Source organism: Neotabrizicola sp. VNH66 (assembly GCF_049445895.1).
In the GTDB taxonomy this organism is placed as follows: Bacteria; Pseudomonadota; Alphaproteobacteria; order Rhodobacterales; family Rhodobacteraceae; genus Pseudogemmobacter.
This window is the reverse complement of sequence record NZ_JBMSDW010000006.1, coordinates 97,339-120,565: the sequence shown is the minus strand read 5'-3', so window position 1 is coordinate 120,565 and position 23,227 is coordinate 97,339. Positions and strand designations below refer to the sequence as shown.

At 66.5% G+C, this 23,227-nt stretch carries 24 protein-coding genes; 11 read left to right on the top strand and 13 right to left on the bottom strand.

Going from position 1 to position 23,227, the window contains the following annotated elements:
- Positions 1-131 precede the first annotated feature (131 nt).
- On the top strand, positions 132-2,093 hold the full coding sequence (locus ACO2Q5_RS10785) for a D-alanyl-D-alanine carboxypeptidase family protein (RefSeq protein WP_423290811.1): 1,962 nt from the start codon (positions 132-134) through the stop codon (positions 2,091-2,093).
- 55 nt (positions 2,094-2,148) lie between these two features.
- Here ACO2Q5_RS10785 and ACO2Q5_RS10780 read toward each other — a convergent pair whose 3' ends face one another.
- A complete protein-coding gene (locus ACO2Q5_RS10780; protein ID WP_423290808.1) occupies positions 2,149-3,243 on the bottom strand; it encodes an LLM class flavin-dependent oxidoreductase in 1,095 nt (364 codons plus the stop codon).
- A 115-nt stretch (positions 3,244-3,358) separates the two neighbouring features.
- Between ACO2Q5_RS10780 and ACO2Q5_RS10775 the strand changes: the two genes are divergently transcribed.
- Positions 3,359-3,910, top strand: a complete 552-nt coding sequence (locus tag ACO2Q5_RS10775) for a winged helix DNA-binding protein (RefSeq protein ID WP_423290805.1) — start codon at positions 3,359-3,361, stop codon at positions 3,908-3,910.
- Positions 3,911-3,957: 47 nt separating this feature from the next.
- Here ACO2Q5_RS10775 and ACO2Q5_RS10770 read toward each other — a convergent pair whose 3' ends face one another.
- The 3 genes from ACO2Q5_RS10770 to ACO2Q5_RS10760 are packed head-to-tail and all read right to left on the bottom strand — an operon-like array spanning position 3,958 to position 6,473.
- Complete coding sequence (locus ACO2Q5_RS10770) at positions 3,958-4,452, bottom strand: flavin reductase family protein (RefSeq protein ID WP_423290803.1); 495 nt, start codon at positions 4,450-4,452, stop codon at positions 3,958-3,960.
- Positions 4,452-5,684 (bottom strand): styrene monooxygenase/indole monooxygenase family protein, encoded by a 1,233-nt coding sequence (locus ACO2Q5_RS10765; RefSeq protein WP_423290801.1) that lies wholly within the window; start codon positions 5,682-5,684, stop codon positions 4,452-4,454. Before ACO2Q5_RS10765 ends, ACO2Q5_RS10770 begins: the two co-directional genes overlap by 1 nt.
- 21 nt (positions 5,685-5,705) lie before the next feature.
- A complete protein-coding gene (locus ACO2Q5_RS10760) occupies positions 5,706-6,473 on the bottom strand; it encodes an SDR family oxidoreductase (RefSeq protein WP_423290799.1) in 768 nt (255 codons plus the stop codon).
- 166 nt (positions 6,474-6,639) lie between these two features.
- Between ACO2Q5_RS10760 and ACO2Q5_RS10755 the strand changes: the two genes are divergently transcribed.
- From ACO2Q5_RS10755 to zapE, 9 genes are all read left to right on the top strand, one after another.
- Entirely contained in the window at positions 6,640-7,620 is a 981-nt protein-coding gene (locus ACO2Q5_RS10755; RefSeq protein WP_423290797.1) for an AraC family transcriptional regulator, read from the top strand.
- Between the two features lie 167 nt (positions 7,621-7,787).
- On the top strand, positions 7,788-10,073 hold the full coding sequence (locus tag ACO2Q5_RS10750) for a bifunctional salicylyl-CoA 5-hydroxylase/oxidoreductase (RefSeq protein WP_423290795.1): 2,286 nt from the start codon (positions 7,788-7,790) through the stop codon (positions 10,071-10,073).
- On the top strand, positions 10,070-10,807 hold the full coding sequence (locus tag ACO2Q5_RS10745) for an SDR family NAD(P)-dependent oxidoreductase (protein ID WP_423290793.1): 738 nt from the start codon (positions 10,070-10,072) through the stop codon (positions 10,805-10,807). Before ACO2Q5_RS10750 ends, ACO2Q5_RS10745 begins: the two co-directional genes overlap by 4 nt.
- Positions 10,804-11,238 (top strand): MarR family winged helix-turn-helix transcriptional regulator, encoded by a 435-nt coding sequence (locus ACO2Q5_RS10740; protein ID WP_423290791.1) that lies wholly within the window; start codon positions 10,804-10,806, stop codon positions 11,236-11,238. The genes ACO2Q5_RS10745 and ACO2Q5_RS10740 overlap by 4 nt, the downstream gene beginning before the upstream one ends.
- The gene (locus ACO2Q5_RS10735) at positions 11,235-12,047 is read left to right on the top strand and encodes an enoyl-CoA hydratase family protein (RefSeq protein WP_423290789.1); all 813 of its coding nucleotides are present in this window, start codon (positions 11,235-11,237) and stop codon (positions 12,045-12,047) included. Before ACO2Q5_RS10740 ends, ACO2Q5_RS10735 begins: the two co-directional genes overlap by 4 nt.
- Before the next feature lie 55 nt (positions 12,048-12,102).
- Positions 12,103-13,239: an acyl-CoA dehydrogenase family protein gene (locus tag ACO2Q5_RS10730; protein ID WP_423290787.1), complete on the top strand. Its 1,137-nt coding sequence runs from the start codon at positions 12,103-12,105 to the stop codon at positions 13,237-13,239.
- The gene (locus tag ACO2Q5_RS10725; RefSeq protein WP_423290785.1) at positions 13,236-13,643 is read left to right on the top strand and encodes an acyl-CoA thioesterase; all 408 of its coding nucleotides are present in this window, start codon (positions 13,236-13,238) and stop codon (positions 13,641-13,643) included. The genes ACO2Q5_RS10730 and ACO2Q5_RS10725 overlap by 4 nt, the downstream gene beginning before the upstream one ends.
- Positions 13,640-14,038 (top strand): RidA family protein, encoded by a 399-nt coding sequence (locus ACO2Q5_RS10720; protein ID WP_423290783.1) that lies wholly within the window; start codon positions 13,640-13,642, stop codon positions 14,036-14,038. The genes ACO2Q5_RS10725 and ACO2Q5_RS10720 overlap by 4 nt, the downstream gene beginning before the upstream one ends.
- A 59-nt stretch (positions 14,039-14,097) precedes the next feature.
- Positions 14,098-15,195, top strand: coding sequence for a cell division protein ZapE (zapE, locus tag ACO2Q5_RS10715; RefSeq protein ID WP_423290781.1), 1,098 nt, complete (start codon positions 14,098-14,100; stop codon positions 15,193-15,195).
- Here the strand turns inward: zapE and ACO2Q5_RS10710 are convergent.
- From ACO2Q5_RS10710 to ACO2Q5_RS10670, 9 genes are all read right to left on the bottom strand, one after another.
- The gene (locus ACO2Q5_RS10710) at positions 15,183-15,947 is read right to left on the bottom strand and encodes a TSUP family transporter (protein WP_423290779.1); all 765 of its coding nucleotides are present in this window, start codon (positions 15,945-15,947) and stop codon (positions 15,183-15,185) included. The two genes, zapE and ACO2Q5_RS10710, sit on opposite strands and share 13 nt — an antisense overlap.
- A complete protein-coding gene (locus tag ACO2Q5_RS10705; RefSeq protein WP_423290777.1) occupies positions 15,948-16,415 on the bottom strand; it encodes a GNAT family N-acetyltransferase in 468 nt (155 codons plus the stop codon).
- Positions 16,412-17,287: a phosphoserine phosphatase SerB gene (serB, locus tag ACO2Q5_RS10700; protein WP_423290775.1), complete on the bottom strand. Its 876-nt coding sequence runs from the start codon at positions 17,285-17,287 to the stop codon at positions 16,412-16,414. Before serB ends, ACO2Q5_RS10705 begins: the two co-directional genes overlap by 4 nt.
- Positions 17,288-17,385: 98 nt before the next feature.
- Positions 17,386-18,171 (bottom strand): tetratricopeptide repeat protein, encoded by a 786-nt coding sequence (locus tag ACO2Q5_RS10695; RefSeq protein ID WP_423290773.1) that lies wholly within the window; start codon positions 18,169-18,171, stop codon positions 17,386-17,388.
- Between the two features lie 195 nt (positions 18,172-18,366).
- Positions 18,367-19,374 (bottom strand): tyrosine-type recombinase/integrase, encoded by a 1,008-nt coding sequence (locus ACO2Q5_RS10690; protein WP_423290771.1) that lies wholly within the window; start codon positions 19,372-19,374, stop codon positions 18,367-18,369.
- A 231-nt stretch (positions 19,375-19,605) separates the two neighbouring features.
- The gene (locus ACO2Q5_RS10685; RefSeq protein ID WP_423290769.1) at positions 19,606-19,926 is read right to left on the bottom strand and encodes a DUF2190 family protein; all 321 of its coding nucleotides are present in this window, start codon (positions 19,924-19,926) and stop codon (positions 19,606-19,608) included.
- Between the two features lie 2 nt (positions 19,927-19,928).
- Entirely contained in the window at positions 19,929-20,150 is a 222-nt protein-coding gene (locus ACO2Q5_RS10680) for a phage head-tail joining protein (protein WP_423290767.1), read from the bottom strand.
- On the bottom strand, positions 20,150-21,901 hold the full coding sequence (locus ACO2Q5_RS10675) for a prohead protease/major capsid protein fusion protein (protein WP_423290765.1): 1,752 nt from the start codon (positions 21,899-21,901) through the stop codon (positions 20,150-20,152). The genes ACO2Q5_RS10680 and ACO2Q5_RS10675 overlap by 1 nt, the downstream gene beginning before the upstream one ends.
- A complete protein-coding gene (locus ACO2Q5_RS10670) occupies positions 21,898-23,226 on the bottom strand; it encodes a phage portal protein (protein ID WP_423290763.1) in 1,329 nt (442 codons plus the stop codon). Before ACO2Q5_RS10670 ends, ACO2Q5_RS10675 begins: the two co-directional genes overlap by 4 nt.
- Position 23,227: the final 1 nt, after the last annotated feature.

Genomic DNA, 23,227 nt, shown 5'->3' with positions numbered 1-23,227 from the left:
CAACAGGAAGAAATCAGGCAAAGCCCTTGGAATTTCCGCGTTTTCGGCTCTGATCCCCTGTGCTAGCCTTTTTCTCGGCAGAAACGAGGTTCCGAAAAAGGGACCCGAAAACAGGCATAAGGATCGGGACAGTGGCCTCACTTCTCGGGCGGTTCATCCGCACAGTCACCCTGTTCGTGGCTTTGATCGCAGTCTTTGCGGCTGCGCCCGCCCAGGCCGCGCCCTTCGCGGCGATAGTCATGGATGCCCGCACGGGCGAGACGCTGTGGGAAAAGAACGCCAATGCGCGGCTGCACCCGGCTTCTCTGACCAAGATGATGACGCTGTATATCGCGTTTCAGGAAATCGAATCGGGCCGCATGTCGCTGGATACCGTGGTGACGGTGTCGAAACATGCCGCGGCTCAGCCGCCCTCGCGCCTTGGGCTGAAGCCGGGGCAGAAGATCAAGCTGCGCTATCTGATCCGCGCCGCCGCGATCAAATCCGCCAATGATGCCGCCACCGCCATCGGCGAGGCCATCGGCGGGACCGAAGCCGCCTTTGCCAAGCGCATGACCAAGACCGCCCGCGCCCTCGGGATGGGCAACACCACCTTCCGCAATGCGAACGGGCTGACCGCCGAAGGCCACCTGTCCAGCGCGCGGGACATGACCGTGCTGGGGCGGCACCTGTTCTATGATTTCCCGCAATATTACAACATCTTCTCGCGCCGCACCGCGGATGCGGGCATCGCGCAGGTGAACAACACCAACACACGTTTTCTGGACGCCTACGAAGGCGCCGACGGGATCAAGACCGGCTATACGGTGGCCGCGGGGTTCAACCTGACCGCCTCGGCCAAGCGGGGAGACAAGCGGATCATCGCCACGATCTTCGGCGGCGCCTCGACGCCCGCGCGCAATGCCAAAATGCGCGAGCTGATGGATATGGGATTCGATCTGGCGAAGAACGGCAAGAAGGTGGCCAAGCCCGAACCCGCGCCGGTGACCAATGACCTGCTGATCGCCGATGCGGTGGAAGAGGCTGTGACCGGCATCGACGTGCCGGGCGCCGAAGGTGGCGCGGGCAAGACGATCCGGGTTTCGGGCGAGGTGATCCGCTCGATCCGGCCGAAGGCGCGGCCCGGTGCCGCCCCCGCGGCCGAACCTGCGCATGATCCGGTGGCACTGGCCATCGCCTCGGGCGTGGCCGACGCTTTGGCCGAGGCCAATGCCGCGCCGCCGCCCGAAGGCACGCTGGAGGCGCAGGCCGTGGCGATGGCCGCGGGCGAATCCACCGAAGAGCCGGAAGAGGAAATCGTTGTGGCCGCAGCAGCTGAAGCGGCCCCTGCACCCGGCTCGCTGGAAGCGCAGGCCGCCGCGCTGGCTGCGGGCGCCGCCCCGGCCGTGGCTCCCGCACCGAATTCGCTGGAGGCGCAGGCCGTCGCTTTGGCCGAAGCGGCTCCGGAGGCCGCCGCCGTGCCCGCGGTGGATGCCGCACTGGCCGCTGTGCGCCCGGTGGCGCGGCCCGCAGGTCTGGTCGCTGCCCCTGCCCCAGTTCCTGCCCCGGTCGAGGTTGCAGTGGCAGAGCCGGTGCAGGAGACCGTCGCCCCGGTGGCCAAGGCCGTGCCGGTCGAGGTCCCCGCAGAAAAGCCTGTGGCCTTGGCCATGGCTGAACCCGCCCCGATGCCCGAGAGCATGCCCGACGTCACCGCCATCGAAACCGTCGCCGCCGATGCCAATGCGCCGATGCCCGAATCCGTGCTGGCCCCGGCCACCCGCAAGGCACCGATCTTCGACACCGTGGAAATGGCCGAGGTCGTGCCGGAACCCGCGGGCGAGACGCTGGTCGTGGTGTCGAAATCCACCTCGGGCGGGGCGCAGTGGGGCGTCAATGTTGGCGGCTATTCCTCACGCGGAGAGGCGGAGCGTGCGCTTCTGAAAACCGGCCTGTCGGAAAGCGCAACGCTGGACGGCGGGCTGCGCAAGGTGACGGAACGCAGCGGCAAATACCGCGCCACCTTCCTGGGCCTGTCCGAAGATCAGGCCGCGCTGGCCTGCCGCCGCATCCGCGCCCGCGGCGTGGAATGCGAAACCACCGGCCCCGCGGGCTGAGCCGCCTGCAGCAAAACCAAAGCCGCCGCGCAACACCGCGGCGGCTTTGTGCTTTTCAGCGGAGACCGGCCTTTTCCAGGCGCGGCAGGACTTCCTCGGCGAAATAGGGGAATTCGCGGATGTAGTCGACGAAGGACAGCGTCGTCCCGGCAAAGCCCGTCTCATGCAGGCGGATGATTCCCGCCGCCACCTGATCGGGTGTGCCGACCAGCGGAAAGCCACCATGGCCCATGGCAAACAGGTGTTTGATCTGCGCCAGAAGGTCATGCGGAAAGCTGTGAGCATGGGCGAATTGCAGGTTCACCAGATTGTCCACTGCCTCGGTATCGGCATTTTCGACCGCGGTGTAATGCAGGAACTCCTGCGCCTCCTTCTCCGTCGGGCGGCAGATCACATGGCTGAAGGTCAGCACGCCGATATCGCGCCCCTTGGCCGCGGCCTGCGCCTTCAGTTCGACGATCTCGGTCTTCGACCGCTCCAGGTCGATGGCGGGGGTGAACAGGAAATCGGCATTGTCGGTGGCAAAGGCGCGGCCCTGCCCCGACCCGGCCGCGTTGAAGATCGGGACCGACCCGCGCACCGGCGCCGGATCGCCCTTCAGCCCGCGGATGCCTCGGAAATAGGTGCCGTCCCAGTCGAACCTGCTGTCCGAGGCCCAGATCTTCCGGATCAGGTCGAACCATTCCTGCGCATAGGCGTAACGGGTTTCGTGATCATCCGGCAACGTCAGGCCAAGCGCCTGATATTCCGGCTTGTTCCACCCCGCGACGATGTTCAGCCCCGCGCGCCCGTGGCCGATCCGGTCGATGGTGGCAATCTGCTTGGCGACCACCACCGGATGGTTCGCCGCGGTGTGGATGGTGGCGAAGACCGAGATGTTCTGCGTCGAAGCCAGAAGCCCCGCGGCCCATGTCATCGTCTCCAGCACGCCGCCGTGGAAATCCGTCTCGCCGCCGTAACCGATCCAGCGCGCGATGGGCAGCATGAAGTCGATCCCGGCGGCATCCAGCATGCGGGCCAGCGTCAGGTTGTTGTCCCAGCTGGCCTCCCACCTCTCGGCGATCTTGGTGGGTGTCATGCCCGAGGAGCAGTTGGTCGAAAACGTGCCAAGGCGAAACCGTTCGCCCGAGAGCATCGGGTGTTGAGCCATTGCGGAAGTCCCTGTTGGAGTTTTAGTGATATTTTATGTTTGAAATTCTATCGTAAATTCGCATTGCGTCAATGCCCTGCCCCGCGGCACCATGGGCGGGCAAAGGCAGGTTGGCATGACGGAAAAGACATCGGAAAATCAGGGGGCTGACGCGCCGCGGGGGCTGAACCTGCGCTGGCATCTGGCGCAGACCGCGCTGGAGGTGGACACGACCGAACTGGAATTCGCGCTGATGCGCACGTTCGAGGGATTCGGGCGCTGGCAGTCGGAATGCCTCGCCTCGGTCTCGGACCACCGGGCGACGGGGCCGGAAAATGCGATGCTGCACATCATCCGCATGAACGACCGGCCGAAATCCTTACGCGATCTGGCGCGGATGACGAACCGCGACGATGTGCCGAACATCCAGTATTCCCTGCGCAAGCTGATTGCCGCCGGGCTGGTGGTGCGGCGCGGATCGGGGCGCGCGGGCGTGACCTATGAGGTGACCGCCGAGGGCCGCCGCGTGTGTGAGGATTACGGCGATGTCCGCCGCCGCCTGCTGATTGCCGCGGTGGAAAACCTGCCGGGCTTTGCCGACCGTCTGGCCGAGGCGGCACGGACGCTGAACATCCTGACCGGGATTTATGAAGAGGTGGCACGAGTGGCGGCCACGCACCGGGGCTGAGGCGGCTTTGATGGCCCCCTCCCAAAAGAAGGAGGGGGGCGCGGGGATCAGAGCGCCGTCAGCCGGTGGAACCGCGCGCGTTCATAGACCAGCGGCGCGCCCTCGGCCTGCCGGATCTGCCGGATATGGCCGATGAAGATGCGGTGGCTGCCCGCGGTCATCGCCTCTGCCACATCGCAGGAAATCGCGGCCAGCGCACCGGACAACAGCGGCAGGCCGGTGTCATCCGCGGTCCAGTCGCCCGCGGCGAATTTATCCTCGCCCGTGGTGCCGCCGATGCCCGCAAAGCGCAGCGCAAGCGGCGCCAGCGGATCGGCCAGCAGGTTCACGGCGAAACGCCCGCTGGTGTCGATGGCCGCACAGGTGCCGGTGCCGCGGTTCACACAGACCAGCAGGCTGGGCGGATCGGCGCTGACCGAACACACCGCGGTGGCGGTGATGCCCCGCCGTTCGTCGCCGTCGCGGGCGGTGATGATCGTCACCGCACCGGGAAACCGGGCCATGGCGGCCCGGAACTGCTGCACGTCGACCGGCGCGCCCATCATGCAGCCCGAAGCTGGCCCAGATAGGCCCCGGCCTCCGCCGGATCGGCGAACCACGGGAAGAAATCGCGCGGATCGTCAAAGCCGTTGGCAATCCGCTGCGCCAATGCCGGGAAGGCCTGCGCGCTGCCCATGATCTCCAGCACGAAGGACGGCGGCGGCATCAGCATCATATTGGTCCAGCGCACCACCCATTGCGCATAGTCCCAATAGGCATCGAAAGTGCCCTGCATCCATACCCCGTCGAAGGGCCGGTCCTCCTGCGCCAGAATGCGCCGCAGATAGATCGCCGCCGCCTTGGCCGCGTTGTTGGACCCCTGCCCCGTGATCGGATCGTTCAGACAGACCGCATCGGCCAGACCCAGCACCTTGCGCCCCGACGGCAGCGTCGCCACCGGCTGCCGCACCGTGGGCGCAAAGCGCCCGGCCAGAATGCCGTTGTCATCGGTCAGGGCGATGTCGCGGCAGCGCTCCGCCTCCCACGGCAGGAAGGTGTCCACGATCCATTTCGACTTGGCCAGATGCTCCTCGGGCGTCTTAACCTCGGCCCAGCAATCCATCGGGCCGCCCGGCACACCCTCCATCACCATGATTTCACAGGGGCCGGTGGTGGTCAGCGCCGGGAAGACGAAATATTCGCCCACGCCGGGGATCAGGTTGAAACTGACCGCCGAATGTTCGGGCCGCGGGGTCATGCCGGTGACATAGGTCAGCGCCAGCGCCCGCTGTGGCCGGTCGAACGGGGATTTCGCGGCGTCGCGTTCGAACATCCGCCCGATCTCGCCCTTGCCCGAGGCGACGAGGACCAGATCATCCTCGCCCGCATAGGCCTCCAGCTCGGCCACACCGGCATCGGCGATGACCAGATCTCCGCCCGCCGCCTCGAATTCAGCCAGCCAGCGCGGGATCTTCACCCGCTGATCCACCGAATAGGCGTTGCGGTCCAGCCGACCCACCCAGTCGATGGCCTTCTGCCCGGGCAGTTCCGGATGCGGCACGCTGAAGGAAATCCCCTCGACCGGCGGACAGCTGTCCGACCAGAAGTCGATGCCCAGATCGCGCTCATGCTGCACGGCATTGGCGAACATGCACTGGCTGGACAGGACGCGGCCCGCGGCCACCTCTTCTGCCGTGCGGTTCTGCACCACGCGCACCTTGTAGCCCTTTTGCAGCAAGCCCAAAGCCACCTGAAGCCCGGATTGCCCGCCGCCGACAATGGTGATCTTTCTCATCTCCAACTCCCTGTTTTATGGTTATCCCATCAGCTTCGGGATCGCGGGAACCGCCTGTTCCGGGCCCATGGCGGTATAGCCGCCATCCACCCGTATGTCGGTGCCGGTGATGAAGCTGGCCTCGTCCGAAAACAGGAACAGCACCGCCGCCGCCACCTCTTCGGGATGACCCACGCGGCCCAAAAGGTGGAAGGGTGCGGCCACGGCATCGGTCTTGTCGCGGTTGCCGCCGGTCAGCTGATCCATGATGTTGGACCATGTCCAGCCGGGCGAGACGGCGTTCACCCGGATGCCCTTGGGCGCCAGATCCATCGCCTGATTGCGGGTCAATTGCAGGATCGCCGCCTTCGACACCGGATAAAGCCAGCGCCCGGTCTGGGCCACCCGGGCCGAGATCGAGCCGAAGTTCACGATCGCGCCGCGGTTCTTCTCCAATTCCGGCAGCGCGGCTTGCATCAGCATGACAGAGCCCACGATGTTCACATCCAGCGCCGCCAGCCATTCCGCCCGGGTCGAGGCCGCGCCATTGTCCAGATAGGTGCAGGCGACATTGACCAGAAAGTCGATCCGCCCGAAGGCCGCGACCGTGCCCGCCACCAGCGCGGCAATCTGCGAATCATCCGTCACATCAGTGCGGGTAAAGGCTGCGCCGGGCGGCAATTCGCCCGGATCGGCAATGTCCGCGACCATCACCTTCGCGCCCGCCTCGACAAAAGCCTGCACCACGGCACGGCCGATCTTGGTGGCGCCCCCCGGAACGATGGCCACCTTCCCTGCGATCCCTTTCATCGCCGGCTCCCTGTTTTTGTTGAAGTTTGAAGGAATTGTGACGCAAGCCCTGGCAACCGCTATCCGCCCCGCGCGGCCACTATCCGGAAAACGAAAAAATCCGCCGCCCCCGGGGCCGCAAAGACGCATCGCGTGTTACGCTTTGCCGGTCAGGACAGGAGCCGCGATGATCCAGCCGCTGCCCTTGCAGGCGCACCGCCTGTTCCACTCCACCGACCTTGATGAGGCGCGGGAGCAGGTGGCGCGCGTGTTCTGCCCCCATCTTCTGGACATCCGCGGCGATGGGTTCAGCGCGCGGCACCACCACCTGCCGGGGCAAAGGCTCAGCCTGAACTACATCGAATACGGCGCGCGGACGCGGATCGTGCCGGGGGAACTGGACGGGTTCTATCTGCTGCAGATCCCGCTCTCGGGCGGCGCGGCGATCCGAAACGGGGCGGAAAGCTATCTTTCCACGCCCGACCGGGCGGCGCTGCTGAACCCGCATCTGCCGACGGCGATGGACTGGCACGAAGGCACCCGGCAGGTGCTGGTGCAGATCGGCCGCCGGGCGATGCAGGACCATCTGGCCGAGGCGCTTGGCGCGCCGTCGGACCGCGCGCTCACCTTCCGCGGCGGGCTGGACCTGACCACCGGCCCCGGGGCCGCGCTGCGGCGGCTGGTCCTGTGGCTGGTGGCCGAGGCGGATGCCGGAACCCCGCCGCTTGGCCCCGGGCTGATGGCGCGGCAGATCGAATCGACCCTGCTCTCCGGCCTCCTTGAGGCGGCGGACCACGACCACCGCGCGCTGATCCTGCGTCACCGCGCCGCGCCGCGCCCGCGCCATCTGCGGCTGGCCGAGGGCTTTATCGAATCGCATCTGGACCAGCCGGTCACGCTGGAGGATGTGGCCCGCGCCGCCGGGATCAGCGCGCGCGCCCTGCAACTGGCGTTCCGCCAGCATCGCGACACCACCCCGCTCGGCTTCTGGCGCGATGCCCGGCTGGAGCGTGCGCATCAGGACCTGCGCGGCGCGGCGCCGGGCACCACCGTCACCGGAGTGGCGCTGAAATGGGGCTTCACCCATTTCGGCCGGTTCTCGGAACTCTACCGCGCCCGCTATGGCCTGTCGCCGCGCGACACCTTGCGCGCGGCACAAAACCCCTGATCCCTTTCCAGTTTGTCCAAATATCCCGGGGGAGTCCTTGCCGTGGCAAGGACGGGGGCAGAGCCCCCTCTTGCGCCGTTCCGGCCAAATCCTTCAGGCTTGATATTTTAAGCTTGAAATTTATGGCCACACTGTCATCCTGCCCCCAACACAGGGAGCATCAGGATATGAAGATCCTCTGCCTTGGCGGCGGGCCCGCGGGCCTTTACTTTGCCATCTCGATGAAGCTGCGCGACCCGTCGCATCAGGTGACGGTGCTGGAACGCAACCGCGCGAATGACACCTTCGGCTGGGGGGTGGTGCTGTCCGACGATGCACTTGGCCGGATGCAGAAGAACGATCCCGTCAGCACCGAGGCGATCCGCAGCCATTTCGCCTATTGGGACGATATCGCCGTGGTGCATGACGGGGTGCGCACTGTCTCGGGCGGGCACGGCTTCGCCGGGATCGGGCGCAAGCAGATGCTGATCCTGCTGCAGGCCCGCGCCCGCGAACTGGGCGTCGACCTGCAATTCGAGACCGAGTTCCGCACCGCCGAGGACTATCGCCGCGACTATGACCTCGTGGTCGCCAGCGACGGCATCAACTCGGTCGTGCGGCGCGAATATGCCGATGTGTTCCGCCCCGACATCGACACCCGCAAGTGCAAGTTCGTCTGGCTGGGCACCCATCAGAAATTCGAAGATGCCTTCACCTTCATCTTCGAGAAGACCGAACACGGCTGGATTTGGGCCCACGTCTACCAGTTCGACGACAACACCGCGACCTTCATCGTCGAGACCCTGCCCGAGACCTGGGAGAAGCTGGGCTTCCCCGACATGACCAAGGAAGAGACGGTGGAAACCTGCCGCCGGATCTTTGAACGCCATCTGGGCGGGCATGACCTGATGTCCAATGCCGCCCACCTCCGCGGCTCTGCCGTGTGGATGCAGTTCCCGCGGGTGATCTGCGAGAGGTGGTATCACGAAAATGTCGTCCTGATGGGCGATGCGGCGGCGACGGGGCATTTCTCCATCGGCTCCGGCTCTCGTCTGGCTTTTGACAGCGCCATCGCGCTGGCGGAATATCTGCATTCCGAGCCCGACATGCAGGCGGCCTTTGCCCGCTATCAGGATGAACGCCGGGTCGAGGTGCTGCGCCTGCAATCTGCCGCCCGCAACAGCCTTGAATGGTTCGAACAGGTAGAGCGGTATCTGGACATGCCCGCCCCGCAATTCGCCTATTCGCTGCTGACCCGCAGCCAGCGGATTTCCCACGAAAACCTGCGCCTGCGCGATCCCGGCTGGCTGGCCGGGGCCGAGGACTGGTTTCAGGCGCAGGCCGGGGGCGAACCCGGCCGCCGCCCAATGTTTGCGCCCTTCACGCTGCGGAACATGACGCTGAAGAACCGGATCGTCCTGTCCCCCATGGCGCAATACAAGGCCGTGGACGGCTCCCCGACCGATTGGCACTTCGTCCATTACGCCGAACGCGCCAAGGGCGGGGCCGCGCTGATCTATACCGAAATGACCTGCGTCTCGCCCGAAGGCCGGATCACCCCCGGCTGCCCCGGCCTGTATGCCCCCGCGCATGAGGTGGCGTGGAAGCGGCTGGCCGATTTCATCCATGCCGAGACCACGGCGAAATTCTGCTTCCAGATCGGCCATGCAGGCCGCAAAGCCTCGACCTGCGTGCCATGGGATGGCGGGATCGACAAACCGCTGCCCACGGGCAACTGGCCGGTGCTCAGCGCCAGCGCCCTGCCCTACAAACCCGACAATCAGGTGCCCCGCGCGATGAACCGCGCGGATATGGATGCGGTCACCGCGCAATTCGTCGCCGCCACCGAAATGGCCGCCCGCATCGGCGCCGATATGGTCGAGATGCACGCCGCCCACGGCTATCTGCTGGCCTCGTTCATCTCTCCGGTCACCAACCGGCGGACAGACGAATATGGCGGCAGCCTGGAAAACCGCATGCGCTATCCGCTGGAGGTCTTTGCCGCCATGCGCGCGGTCTGGCCCGCGGAAAAGCCCATGTCGGTGCGGATTTCCGCCAATGACTGGATCGACGGCGGCGTGACCCCGGCCGAGGCGGTGGAGGTCGCGCAGATGTTCCATGCCGCGGGGGCCGATATCATCGACGTCTCCTCCGGTCAGACCGACCCGGCGGAAAAGCCGATCTATGGCCGGATGTTCCAGACCCCGTTCAGTGACCGTATCCGCAACGAGACGGGAATCGCCACGATGACGGTGGGCAATATCAGCGACTATGATCAGGTGAACGGCATCCTGATGGCGGGCCGCGCCGATCTGGTCTGTCTGGCCCGCGCGCATCTGGCCGATCCCTACTGGACGCTGCATGCCGCCGTGGCGCAGGGCGACACGCAAAGCAACTGGCCGCAGCCCTACAAGGGCGGGCGCGATCTGGCCTTCCGCCTGCGCGAACGCCAACAGGAGGCGATAAGGGCATGACCTTGACCGGCAAGCGGGTCCTGATCACAGGGGGCGGCACCGGCGTGGGTGCAGACCTTGCCCGCGGCTTTGTCGCCGCAGGGGCCGAAGTCGTCATCACCGGCCGGCGCGAGGCGCCGCTGCGCGACACCGCCACCCGCACCGGGGCAAGGTGGATCGCCGCCGATGTGACCGATGAATCTTCGGTCCAAGCAATGTTCGCCGCGGCCGGACCCTGCGACATCGTCATCGCCAATGCGGGCGCCGCGACCAGCGCCCCCTTTGGCCGCACCACGCTGGCGGACTGGTCCGCTATGCTGGCAGTGAACCTGACCGGCACCTTCCTGACCTTCCGCGAGGGGCTGGCCCAGCTTCCGGGCTGGGGGCGGCTGATCGCCGTGGCCTCCACGGCGGGGCTGAAGGGTTACGGCTATGTCGCCCCCTATGCGGCGGCCAAACACGGAGTTGTGGGTCTGTGCCGCAGCCTGGCGCAGGAGGTGGCGAAGAAGCCGGTGACGGTGAATGCCCTCTGCCCCGGCTTTCTGGATACCGAGATGACCGACCGCTCGGTCGCCAATATCACCGCCAAGACCGGCATGGGCGCGGACGAAGCCCGCGCGACTCTGGCCGCCGCCAATCCGCAAAAGCGGCTGATCCGCCCGGATGAGGTGACGGCCGCGGCCTTGTGGTTGTGCGGACCCGGTTCGGACGGCATCAATGGTCAGGCGATACCGATAGCGGGGGGAGAGCTTTGACCGAAGGTTCCAAGCGGCGGCTGAAACTGTGGATCCGGCTGTTTGCGCTGACCCGCACGGCCGAGGGGCAGGTCCGCGAATACCTGCGGCTGACCCATGCGACCACACTGCCGCGGTTCGACGTGATGGCCGCGCTCTATCGCCGCCGCGACGGTGTGACGATGAGCGAGCTTTCCCGGCTTCTGCTTGTGTCCAACGGCAATGCCACCACCGTGGTGGACCGGCTGGAGGCCGACGGGCTGGTCGCGCGCCGCCCCTCCGATTCCGACCGCCGCACCGTCTTTGTCGCGCTGACGCCCGAAGGCGTGGCGCAGTTCGAGATCATGGCCTCGGGCCATGAGGCCGAGGTCGCCCGCGTCTTCGCCAACCTGTCGGACGCCGATGTGGACACCCTGACCGAGATCCTGAAACGCGCAGGAAAACCCCAATGACCGAACTTGCCCCGCTGAAACCGAAGCATTTTCTGTGGGAGGTGCGCGACCGCATCGCCACAGTGCGGCTGGACCGCCCTGACCGCAAGAACCCGCTGACCTTCGACAGCTATGCCGAGCTGCGCGACACGTTCCGCGCGCTGGCCTATGCGACGGATGTGGATGTGGTGGTCTTTGCGCCGAATGGCGGCAATTTCTGCTCGGGCGGGGATGTGCATGACATCATCGGCCCCTTGGTCGGCATGGAGATGAAGGGGCTTCTGGCCTTTACCCGAATGACCGGCGATCTGGTCAAGGCGATGATTTCCTGCGGAAAGCCGATCATCGCCGCGGTGGATGGCATCTGCGTCGGCGCAGGCGCGATCATCGCCATGGCCTCGGACCTGCGGCTGGCGACACCGGCGGCGAAATGCGCCTTCCTTTTCACCCGCGTCGGGCTGGCGGGCTGCGATATGGGGGCCTGCGCCATGCTGCCCCGGATCATCGGTCAGGGGCGGGCGGCGGAACTTCTCTACACCGGCCGGGTGATGGGCGCCGAAGAGGGCGAGCGTTGGGGCTTCTGGAACGCCCTGCACGACGCCGGAGCGCTGGAGGGTGAGGCGCGCAAACTGGCGCTGCGGCTGGCAGCGGGTCCGACATTTGCCCATGGCATCACCAAGACCCAGTTGAACCAAGAATGGAACATGGGGTTGGAGCAGGCGATCGAGGCCGAGGCCCAGGCGCAGGCGATCTGCATGCAGACAAAGGACTTCGAACGCGCCTACCACGCCTTCGTGGCCAAAGAGAAACCGGTCTTCGCGGGTGACTGAGCGCCGGGGGCGCTTCGCCCCCCGGACCCCCAGAGGATATTTGTGAACAGATGAAATGAGCGATCAGAGTTTCCTGCACTGGCCTTTCTTCGAAGACCGCCACCGCGCCCTGGCGGCGGAGGTGGAGGCTTGGGCCGCCGCGCATCTGCCCGTGGATCATGGCGATGTGGATGCGGCCTGCCGCGGGCTGGTGGCGGCGCTTGGCGCAGCGGGGCTGCTGCGCCATTCAGGCGCGGCGGAGGGGGAACGGCTGGATGTCCGTTCGCTTTGTCTCATCCGCGAGACGCTGGCGCGGCATGATGCGCTGGCCGATTTCGCCTTTGCCATGCAGGGGCTGGGCATGGGCGCGGTGTCGCTGTTCGGCACGGCGGACCAGCGCCGCTGGCTGGACCGCACGCGGGCGGGAACGGCGATTGCCGCTTTCGCGCTGACCGAACCGGGGTCCGGCTCTGACGTGGCGGCGACGGCGACGGTGGCCGAACGGATGCCCGGAGGATATCGGCTGACGGGCGAGAAGACCTATATCTCCAACGGCGGGATTGCCGATGTCTATGTGATCTTCGCCCGCACGGGTGAGGCGCCGGGCGCGCGCGGGCTGTCGGCCTTTCTGATGCCCGCCGAGACGCCGGGCCTGTCGGTCGCCAGCCGGATCGAGGTGATCGCGCCGCATCCCCTGGCCCATCTGCGGCTGGAGGGCGTGGTCCTGCCCGAAGCGGCGCGGATCGGGGCCGCAGGGGACGGGTTCAAGCTGGCCATGTCGGTGCTGGATGTGTTCCGGTCCACCGTGGGCGCAGCGGCGCTTGGCATGGCGCGCCGCGCGCTGGACGAGGCTTTGGCCCGCACGCAGACCCGCCGGATTCAGGGCGAGCCGTTGGCCGCGCTGCAGATGGTGCAGGGCCATCTGGCGGATATGGCGCTGAAGGTGGATGCGGCGGCGCTGCTGGTTTACCGCGCGGCCTGGACCAAGGATCAGGGCGCGGCGCGGGTCACGCGCGAGGCGGCGATGGCGAAACTTTACGCCACCGAGGCCGCACAGGAGGTGATTGATGCCGCGGTGCAGCTGCATGGCGGCGACGGCGTGCGCCATGGCGTCAAGGTCGAGGAATTGTATCGGGACATCCGCGCCTTGCGCATTTACGAAGGCGCCAGCGACGTGCAGCGCGTCGTGATTGCCCGGAGCATCCTTGCATGACCTACAGCCGCCCGATCCGCGTCGAATTCAACCACTGCGACCCCGCGGGGATCATGTTCTACCCGCGCTATTTCGAGATGACGAATTCGGTCTCGGAGAATTTCTTCCGCGAGGTGGCGCTGTTCCCCTATGAGGAGATGATGGCCGCCGGTCAGGGCGTGCCCACGGCCGGGCTGACCGCGGCCTATCATGCGCCCACCCGGCTGGGCGAGGTGCTGGACTGGCGGCTGACGGTCACAAAGCTGGGCCGCACGTCCATTGGCCTGCATCTGGAGGCGCATTGCGGCGGCAGCCACCGGGTGACGGTGGATATGACGCTGGTCTTCGTCACCTTCACCGGCGGGCCCGAGGCCTGGCCGCAGCCGATCCGTGACCGGATCACCGCCTTCATGGAGCGCATATGACCACCGAATTCCTGCATCCCAAGGGCTGGAAGCCCGCCATCGGCTATTCCAACGGCGTGGCCGCACGCGGGCGGATGGTGTTCACCGGCGGCATGATCGGCTGGAACGCCGAGGCCGAGTTCGAGACCGACGATTTCGTCGGCCAGACCGCGCAGGCGCTGCGCAACATCGTGGCCGTGCTGGCCGAGACGGGTGCCGGGCCGGAGCATATCGTGCGGCTGACCTGGTATGTCACGTCGAAGGCCGAATATCTGGCCGGGCTGAAGGAGCTGGGCCGCGCCTATAAGGAGATCATCGGGCGGCATTACCCGGCGATGGCGCTGGTGCAGGTGGTGGGTCTGGTCGAGGACCGCGCCAAGGTCGAGATCGAGGCCACGGCGGTGATCCCGGACTGACGTGCGGCAGACTGAGACCGGAGGCTTCCCCCGAGGCGGGTGCGGCGGTATACAACGGCATGCGCAAGACCCTGACCGAGATTTACGACGCCCGCGTGGCCGAAGGCACCCTGCGGCCCGATCCGGCGCAGCATGGTCTGCTGCCCCTGCTGGAGGGGCTGCGGCAATGGCTGGAGGACAATCCCGCGCCGAAGAAATCCGGCTTTCTGGGTGGGCTGTTCGCCAAGGCGCCGCCGCCTCCGCCGCCGGGCTTGTATCTCTGGGGCGGCGTCGGGCGCGGCAAGTCCATGCTGATGGACCTGTTCACCGATGCGACCGCCATCGCCGCCAAGCGGCGGGTGCATTTCCACGCCTTCATGCAGGAAATCCACCATGCCATGCATGAGGCGCGCAAGACCGGGGTCGAAGATGCCATCGCCCCGGTGGCCGACAAGATCATACGTGAGCTGCGTCTGCTGGCCTTTGACGAGATGCAGATCACCGACATCACCGATGCGATGATCGTCGGGCGACTGTTTGAAAAGCTGTTCGCCGGGGGGGTGGTGATCGTCACCACCTCGAACCGCCCGCCCGAGGATCTGTACAAGAACGGACTGAACCGGCAGCTGTTCCTGCCCTTCATCGCCATGCTGCGCGAAAAGCTGGTGGTGCAGGAGATCGCCAGTCCGAATGATTATCGTCAGCACCGGCTGACCGGGGCGCAGGTCTATTTCCACCCCGCGGGCGCCAGCCGCGGCCAGATCGAGGCGATCTGGAACGACCTGACCGGTGGCGCGAAGGGCGAGGTCCTGCGCCTGCCGGTGAACGGGCGCGAGACGGAACTGCCGCGTTTCGCCAATGGCGTGGGCCGGGCCAGTTTCTGGGACCTGTGTGCCAAGCCCTTGGGGCCGGGGGATTATCTGGCCATCGCACAGGCGGTGCGGGTGCTGATCCTTGAGGACATTCCGCAGCTGTCGTCGTCGAACTTCAATCAGGCGAAACGCTTCGTCACGCTGATTGATGCGCTTTATGAGGCGAAGGTGCGGGTGATCTGCTCGGCCGCGGATGTTCCCGAACGGCTGTATGTCGAGGGCGAAGGTGCCTTTGAATTCGAACGCACGGCCAGCCGGTTGCGTGAGATGCAAAGCGCGGATTGGGGCGCGCCTCAGCCCGAATAGGCCTGCCACAACAGCCGCAACGCCATTCCGGCCGAGGTGACGACCAGAAGCGGCCGGATCAGCCGCGATCCGATCCGCATGGCCAGCCGCGCGCCCACCAGCGCCCCTGCAGTCTGCGCCACCGCCATGGCCAGCCCGGTCATCCACCAGATGGCCCCGGTGGGGACGAACACCAGCAGCGAGCCGAGGTTGGAGGCGAAGTTCAGCAGTTTGGTATGCGCCGTGGCCTTCAATACGCCGTAGCCCGCCAGCAGGACGAACCCCAGCATGAAGAAACTGCCGGTTCCGGGGCCGAAGAACCCGTCATAAGCCGAAATCAGCGGCACCGCGGTCAGGGCAAAGACCGCAGGCTTCATCCTTTGCACCCGGTCCTGATCCGACAGGCCCTTGCGCAGCGCGAAGAAGGCCGCGATCCCGATCAGGATGACCGGCATGATCAGCCGCAGCACATGCGCCGGGATCAGATGGGCGATCAGCGCCCCCGCGGCCCCGGCCAACCCGGCAATGGCCGCCATGGCAAGCTGATCTTTCAGCCGCACATGCCCCGCCCGCGCATAGGCCAGCGCCGCGGTGCCCGATCCGAAACTGCCCTGCAGCTTGTTGGTGCCCAAAGCCTCCACCGGGCTGGCGCCCGCCAGCAGCAGCGCAGGCACCGTAATCAGCCCGCCGCCGCCCGCGATGGAATCCACAAATCCCGCAAGAAAGGCCGCCAGAACCAGAAGAAGCGCGGTATCCGTAGCAATTTCGAACATTTACAGATCCAGATGGCGATGGATGCGCCCGACAACCCGGCCGTCGTCCAGCGCGAAATCCGGATCCGATCCGGTGTCGCGGAATCCGATCCGCGCGTAATAGGCCAGCCCCGGGGCGTTGTCGGCGCGGATCGTGGCGGCGATCCGCGTGATCCCCGCCCCCTGCGCCTGTTCACGGGTCAGTGCGAAGAGCGCCGCCCCCACGCCCCGCGCCTGAATGCCCGGCTGCACGAAGGTGCCGATATGCGATTCGCCCTGGTACAGGCTGATGGATTGCCAGCCGATGATCCGGCCCCCGTCCTCGGCCACGACAGAAGTCTGCACTTCCGGCCCGTCGATGTAATCCACCCCCACGGCTTCCACGGATTTCGGGTGCTGATGGGCCGTCGTGCCGCCGATGGCGATGATGTCATTCAGGAGCGCGGCCATCGCCTCCGCATCCTCGGGCCGGGCGCGACGGGTGATCACAGCGCAAACTCCTCACGCGCATAGCCCTGCAGATACAGCAGCGCCGTCAGATCGCCATGGTTGATCCGGATGTCACATTCCGCCTGCACCCGCGGCTTGGCATGCAGCGCCACGCCCGTGCCCGCGCGTTTCAGCATCGGCAGATCATTCGCCCCGTCGCCCACGGCAATCGCCTCGCCCTCGGTGATCCCCAGTTTTGCGGTGATCTCTTCCAGCGCCTGAACTTTGGCCTCCTTGCCCAGAATGGGCACAGCCACGGCGCCGGTCAGCCGCCCGCTTTCGGTCAGCAAGGTGTTGGCGCGGTTCTCGTCAAAGCCCAGTTTCTCGGCAATCGCCCCGGTGAAGGCAGTGAACCCGCCCGAGACCAGCGCGGCATAGGCGCCCTGCGCCTTCATCGTCGCCAGAAGCTGCGGCCCGCCCGGCATCAGGGTAATGCGGTCGCGGATCACGCGGGCAATCACCTCCTCCGGCAGGTCCTTCAAGAGGCCGACCCGCTCCCGCAGGGCGGCGTCGAAATCCAGCTCGCCATTCATGGCGCGGGCGGTGATCCCGGCGACATAGGCGCCCACCCCGGCCTCATCGGCCAGTTCGTCGATGCATTCCTGCCGGATCATCGTCGAATCCATATCGGCGATCAGCAGCTTCTTGCGCCGCCCTGCAGCGGGTTGAACCGCCATGTCGATGCGCAGCGATTGCAGATCCTGCCACACAGCCCAGCGGTTTTCCGGCAGCTGCGGCACAGGAAATTCGGCGGCAAGACCGGGATCCAGCCAGCGCGCATCCCCCCCGCCCCAGGCATTGCGCAGGCTCTCCACGGTCACGCGGTCCAGAACCGGTGTCTCGGGGTTGGTCAGCAGGGTAACGGTGAACATGGGCGGTCCCTCCGGCAACGGCGGTTGCGACATAGCGCGCCCGCGCGCCGCTGGCCAGAGAGTGCCGCTTCAGCCGCAGCTGGCCAGAGAGTGCCGCTTCAGCCGCAGCTGGCCAGCCCGCCCGCATGGCAGGCCCTGATCATCTCCGCAGCACGCGCCCGGTCTTCTTCTGTCAGGGCTGCCGACTGGCTGTCGCGCAGGGCAGCCGCACCCTCGGCCCCGCCTTCGGCCGCCAGCGTGGCCCAGACCAGCGCGCGGAGCGGGTCGGCCGACACCCCTGCCCCCGCCGCCAGAACGGCCGCCAGTTCCCGCTGCGCATTGGCCGCCCCCGCGCGGGCGGCCCTGTCGAACCAGCCATAGGCCGCAGCGGCATCCTGCTCCACCCCGCGGCCGTGCAGCAGCATCAAGCCCGCCATCACCTGCGCATGCAGATCACCCTGCTCTGCCGCGCGCAGATACCATTCCGCCGCCTTCCGGTCGCGGTCCGGATCGGAAGAGGCATCAAGACGCATGGCCAGAAACAGCTGCGCCTCCAGCACGCCCGCCTGGGCCGCTTGTTCGATCAGGGCAAGCCCCGCCGCGGGTTCCGCCGCCACAAGGTTGGCGCCATGTTCGTGTAAGGCAAGTGCATCGCCCGCCGCCGCAGCCTGCCGGTAATATTCCGCCGCCCGCACCCGGTCTGCCGGACCATGCGTGCCGTGCCAGAGCCAACCGGCAATCTGCCGCTGCGCCGCCGTATCCCCGGCCGCCGCCCGCTGCACGACCGCCCGCACCCCGGCGGCAAGCGGACCGGGAAACGGTCCGGTCTCAGGGCCGGGCGTCACGGCAAGGACCAGCGCGGCCAGAAGGGGAACGGTCAGGAAACCGGCAAGAAAGCGGATCATCGGCAGCGCAGCACAAGGGTTGATCGGACCCGACGGTCGTGCCCCCGGAATGGGGCATGAATATGAACCGAAAGCGGCAGCACGGGACATGTCGGAATCCCGTTGCAAAGCGTCGCAAGGCGCTGTATCTGCGGCGGCGGGACACCCTTCCCCAACGAAGGTGGGTTGTCATGCCGACTTTTCCTTTTAATTATCTTAAGTTACAGAGGCCTGATTTTCAGGCTGTGTCAAGTTTGTGCCAAAAAGGGCATCTGTTACGGTCTGATCTTCCTGCGCGTGAGCATAGGTCCGCAATACCACTGTAGCATCCTTCCAGCCGCCGCGCGCAGCAACGGTCTTCACATCATACCCGCGGTGCAACATGCTTGTCGCGAAACCATGGCGGCAACAATGGGGCGACAGGTATGCGATCCCTGCGCGTTTGATCACGTTTTTCCATGGGTCTTTCAGGCTGCTACGCTCGGCATAGCCGAACACAGTTTCATCGCCCTGCCGGTTGCTTGGAATACGCGCGATTGCTGCCACAAGTTCGGGCGGCAGGTGGGCAATGCGCGTCCAAGGCTTCGGCTTCGCGGTGTAAAGCACGGCTTTGCACGCGGCCAGATCAACCTTATTCCACGTCAGGGAACAGGCTTGGCCGACCCGAGAACCCGTCGCAAACATGAACAAGGCAAGGGCCGCCAGATGCGGCAACCCATCAACAACGGCCTGCGAGGCGAAAGCCCTGACCCATTCAACGGTCGCTGGGGTTTTCAGCTTCGGGTCGACAGGGAAACGCTTAACCCTGATCGGATGGCACCAGCCCAAACCCGCCGCATAGTTGATCACCGCCTGCGTTGGCACGATAACTTGCCGGTTCCAGGTTGCGGGCGATGCATCAGGATAGAGCGTCCGCGCCGCCCTGCGGATCGTCTCGGGCTTGATCGCCGAAAGCCGCGTATCCTTCCAGTGTCCCGCTATCCTATTGAGGAAACGTGTGGGCTTGTCAGCCTCAAGATACGCAAGCATAGCCTGCGACATGGTTGCTACGGCTTCGGCACCGTAGAGCCTTTGCCGATGCTCATCGCTTTCGATCTTCGCTGCGATTTCTTGGGCGAGAGCTCGTTCAGTCGTGCCTGTAGATCGCCGTATCCGCCGACCGGCAACCGTTCCGATGCATTGCCATATGCCTGTGTCCCCACGGCGGGCGAGCTTGAGGGGCATCGGGCGGCCTCCATAATAGCATCAACGTCATAGGGCAGAAAGAATAGCGTCTTTCCGATGATGCGGCCAATCCCCAGCTTCCGCGCCATGGAACGCAAGGTGCGCTCTGAAACGCCAAGATGCTGCGCCAATTCCGCCGGCGACCGAACCGCAGGCAACGTGGGGGTGGATCTGGCATCAGTCATAGCGCGGTTCCGTGGGATAGGGACGGCGGGCAGGCCCGCCGCCCGGTCAGCCGATTTTCACGTCCACCGTGGCCGCCGAAGCACCGGCGGCGGTCGTGGCATAGCCGATCAGGGTGTTGTCGGTCGCCGTGGTGGTGGCGACACCGGGGGTCGCGTCCCAATAGATCGCCGCGCCCAAGGTGACGGCCTGCGCGGCCTCTTTGGGCAGGGTGAACACGCCCCGCGTCTGCACCGCCACCGGGGCACCGCTGGCGGCATCGGACACCGCCACACCTTTCAGCTGGCCGACGATCACGACCGCGCCCGAGACGATGGTGGCCGGGGCCGGGATCGTCAGAACGTCGCCGGATTGCAGATAGTTCTTCATGGTCAGAGCCCTTTCGAGGTGGAGAAGGTGACAGCGCCGCCCCGTCCGGGGGCGGTCGCCTGCGCGATGCGGCGTTCAAGGTCGGAAATCGCGGCCGCCATTTCCGCGCCGCTGGCATAGGTGACTTCCCGCCCGTCCGTGAAACGCACAGCGCGGGTGCCCTTTGCGCGCGCCCTGAGAAGTGCGTCACGCATCGCGGCCAGTTCTGCGGCATCCAGCGGCATCAGCCGACCCGATGCCAGCTGCGGAAATCGACCCAGCCCGCACCGAAGTCCAGCCGGACCTTGATCTGCAAGCCGTCCACTTCGAACCCGGCCCGGGTTTCGATCTGCGGGCCGGGTGCGCCTTCCAGATAGGCAAATTCCAGTCCCTCGGCGGCGGCAGGATCGGCCACCAGATACCATTGTTCGTCATCCGACAGGCGGGGATCGACCAGCAGTTTCAGCTTGCCGCCGAAGGGGTTCACGTCATCCGTGGTTGCGGCCGCGATCTGCGCCAAGACCTGCTCGGCCACGGTTTCCAGTTCCGGCGGCACCAGCAGGAAGGCCGGGGTTACGTCGATGGGCTGGCCGCCGACGCCCTTCATCCGGCGCATGGCAAGCCGGGCTGCGCCCAAAGCCGTGACAGAGGGCGCGGCGTAGGTGTCGGTCAGGTTGCCGTGGCTGGCGTGAAACACCGCCACAGAGTCGGACAGCGCCGGGTTCGCCGTCACCAGCGCGACCAGCGCGGCGTTTTCTGCCTCGCGCGCGGCAATCCCCATGCGGCGGGTCACATCGGCAAAGGCTCCCAGATCGTCATTGACCATGGCCTGCCGCGACACACCCCAGATGCGGCCGAAGGTTTCCAGCCGGTAAGCCTCGCCTTCCTCGCCGATGGTGCCGTGTTTGAACTCGCCGCCCTCGGCAACCCTTTCAAGGCCGGGCGCATCGCCCAGCCCGATCTTGCGCTTGGCGCGGAAGTCGCGGGCTGTGGTCTGGCGGGCAACCTGGCGGACGCCCGAAGGCGCGGCCTGATAGGCCTGCCGCAGTTCGCGGCCAACCGCATCGCCCAGGATCAGCGGGAAATCCGAGGTGGAATGCAGCGCCCGGGTCAGGATCGTGTCGGCCGATAGGCCGGTGACGCTGACGCCTCCCCGGCGCAGGGCTTCGCGGGCATGGTCGGCAAAGGTCATATGGGCAAACTGCCGCGCCGGCGCGCTGAGCTCGTGGCCGGGGTTCATCCGCGCGAACAGCGCCTCGCCCGCGCGGGTGGCGATCACCGCGGGGTCGTCGTGATCCGCGGTGATCGTCGCACGGGTGCTGCGGGTGGTGGTCGCCGCGCTGCGCGCCTGCATCGCCGTAAAAGCAGCTTCGCGCGCCGCTTCCGGCGTCGCCTCGGCGTCGATCTGGGCGTCTGCCCATTCGCGGGTCAGCCCTGCCGTGATGGCAATGCTGCGGATTTCGGTGTTGATCTGCGCACGGGTCTGATTACCCGCGTCATGGTTTTCCGGGGTTTCCGGCATGGTGATTTCTCCGTTGCGGAAATGTGCGCCCGGATCAGCGGGCACGGGAACGATGGACACCTCCACAGGGGCCCAGCGGGTTGCGATGCGGATGCGGCGGTTGCCATCGCGCCGTTCGCGCCAAACGGTGACCCCGTAGCCGATGGACAGGCCTCGCAGGGTGCCGTCGCCAATGTCAGACAGCACCGCCTGCGCCGCCTCATTCGACCGGAAGCGCAGCCGGACCCACAGGCCTTCGGACCGGACCTCGGCCGCATCGACCACGCCAAGTTGATCGCGGGTCGATCCGCTGCGATGGGCGTCCAGCACCGGGGCACCGATCAACCGCGACAGATCGGCCCCGGACAGATCAAGCCGTTCGATGAAACCGGCGCGCGGATAGTCGGCACCCGTCGAAACGATTGCCTCGATGGTGCGGGACGCGGCGTTGAATGTCGCAGGGCGCGGGGTCGCTGCGCGCAGATGCAAGGTCATTTCGGGGTTTCCTTGTTGTCGCCGCCAGCATCGCGCGCACGGTCGCGGGCGCGCTCGGCATCCAGTTCGTCAATGTCGCGGCCTCGCGCGGCCACCACTTCCTCGCGCGATTTCAGGCCTGCACCGATCGCCGCAACCTCGGCTTCCACCTCGTTGCGGGGATCGACCCATTGCCAGCCGGGCGGCACAAAGCGCACGGCGCGATATTCGGCCAGCGTGGCAGGATCAGGGGGGATCGCGCCGGCCAAAGCCTGCACGTCAATCCAGCGCGACCACAGCGCGCGCAGGCATTGCCCCTCGATCAACAGACGTTGCAGCATTTCGGCGCGGCGGCGGAAGTCCAGCAAGCCGACCCGTGCGCTGGAATAATTCGCCTCGCCCAAGTCGCCGGTCAGCATCTCAAACGTCAGGCCGACACCGGCGGCGATTTCGCGATCCTGCGCGCGCAGAAAGTCCACCGCCTGCGCAAGGCCTTGGCCGGGCGTTGAAAACTTGACCTCGGCCCCCGGTGGTAGAATACGCATCGCACCCGGTTCAAGCGAAACATTCACGCCGCCCGAGGCTTCGGCATCGAACCCGGCCGCGCCGCCCTCGGGGTCGGAGACAAAGCCGGTGATCAGGCTTTGCACCTTCAGGGCCATCAGCAGCGCGTCGGAAGCCTCGTCGCGGTCGCGCAGTTTCAGCAGAACGGGCGCAAGCCATGACAGCCCGCGAACCTGCCCGGGAAAGAGGGGGTCGAAGATATGCAGCATATCCGAGGCGGGGATGCGGACAGCCTCGCCCCAGGCGCCGAAGGGCGAACCGGGGGCCTCGCGCAGAACATGGTAAGCCGCAACCTGTTCTTCGGCGTCGAACTCCACCCCGGCAATGATCCTGCCGCTATCGCCAAGGTCGCGCGACAGGGCCGGGTCGATCTGATCGGCAGGCAGAAGCTTCGGGCGCAGCTGGCCGTCGCCGGACACCCGCAAATGCACAAACGCCTCACCGTCACGAACAAGGGCGCGCACCAGCGGCACCAGCAAAGGCGACAGCATGGACTCGAAACCGTCATTCAGCTGTCGCCGGGTTTCAGCATCGGTATGGCCTGCGCGCACCTGCCAGCCCTTGCCGACCAGCGCCGCAACCCAGCCCTCCACGATCCGCGCGCCGTAAGGCGTGTTCACCGTCAGCGCAGCAGCGCGGGCCTTTGCAGGGCCACGGGCCGCAAGCGCGGCCTGTTGCGGCGCGGCCAACATCTGCGCCCCCTGCCAGCGGCGGCCACCCGCCCCGGCCTCGATGCCGGACCGGCGGAACACCCGGCCAAGGATAGTGAAGGGCCACGCCATG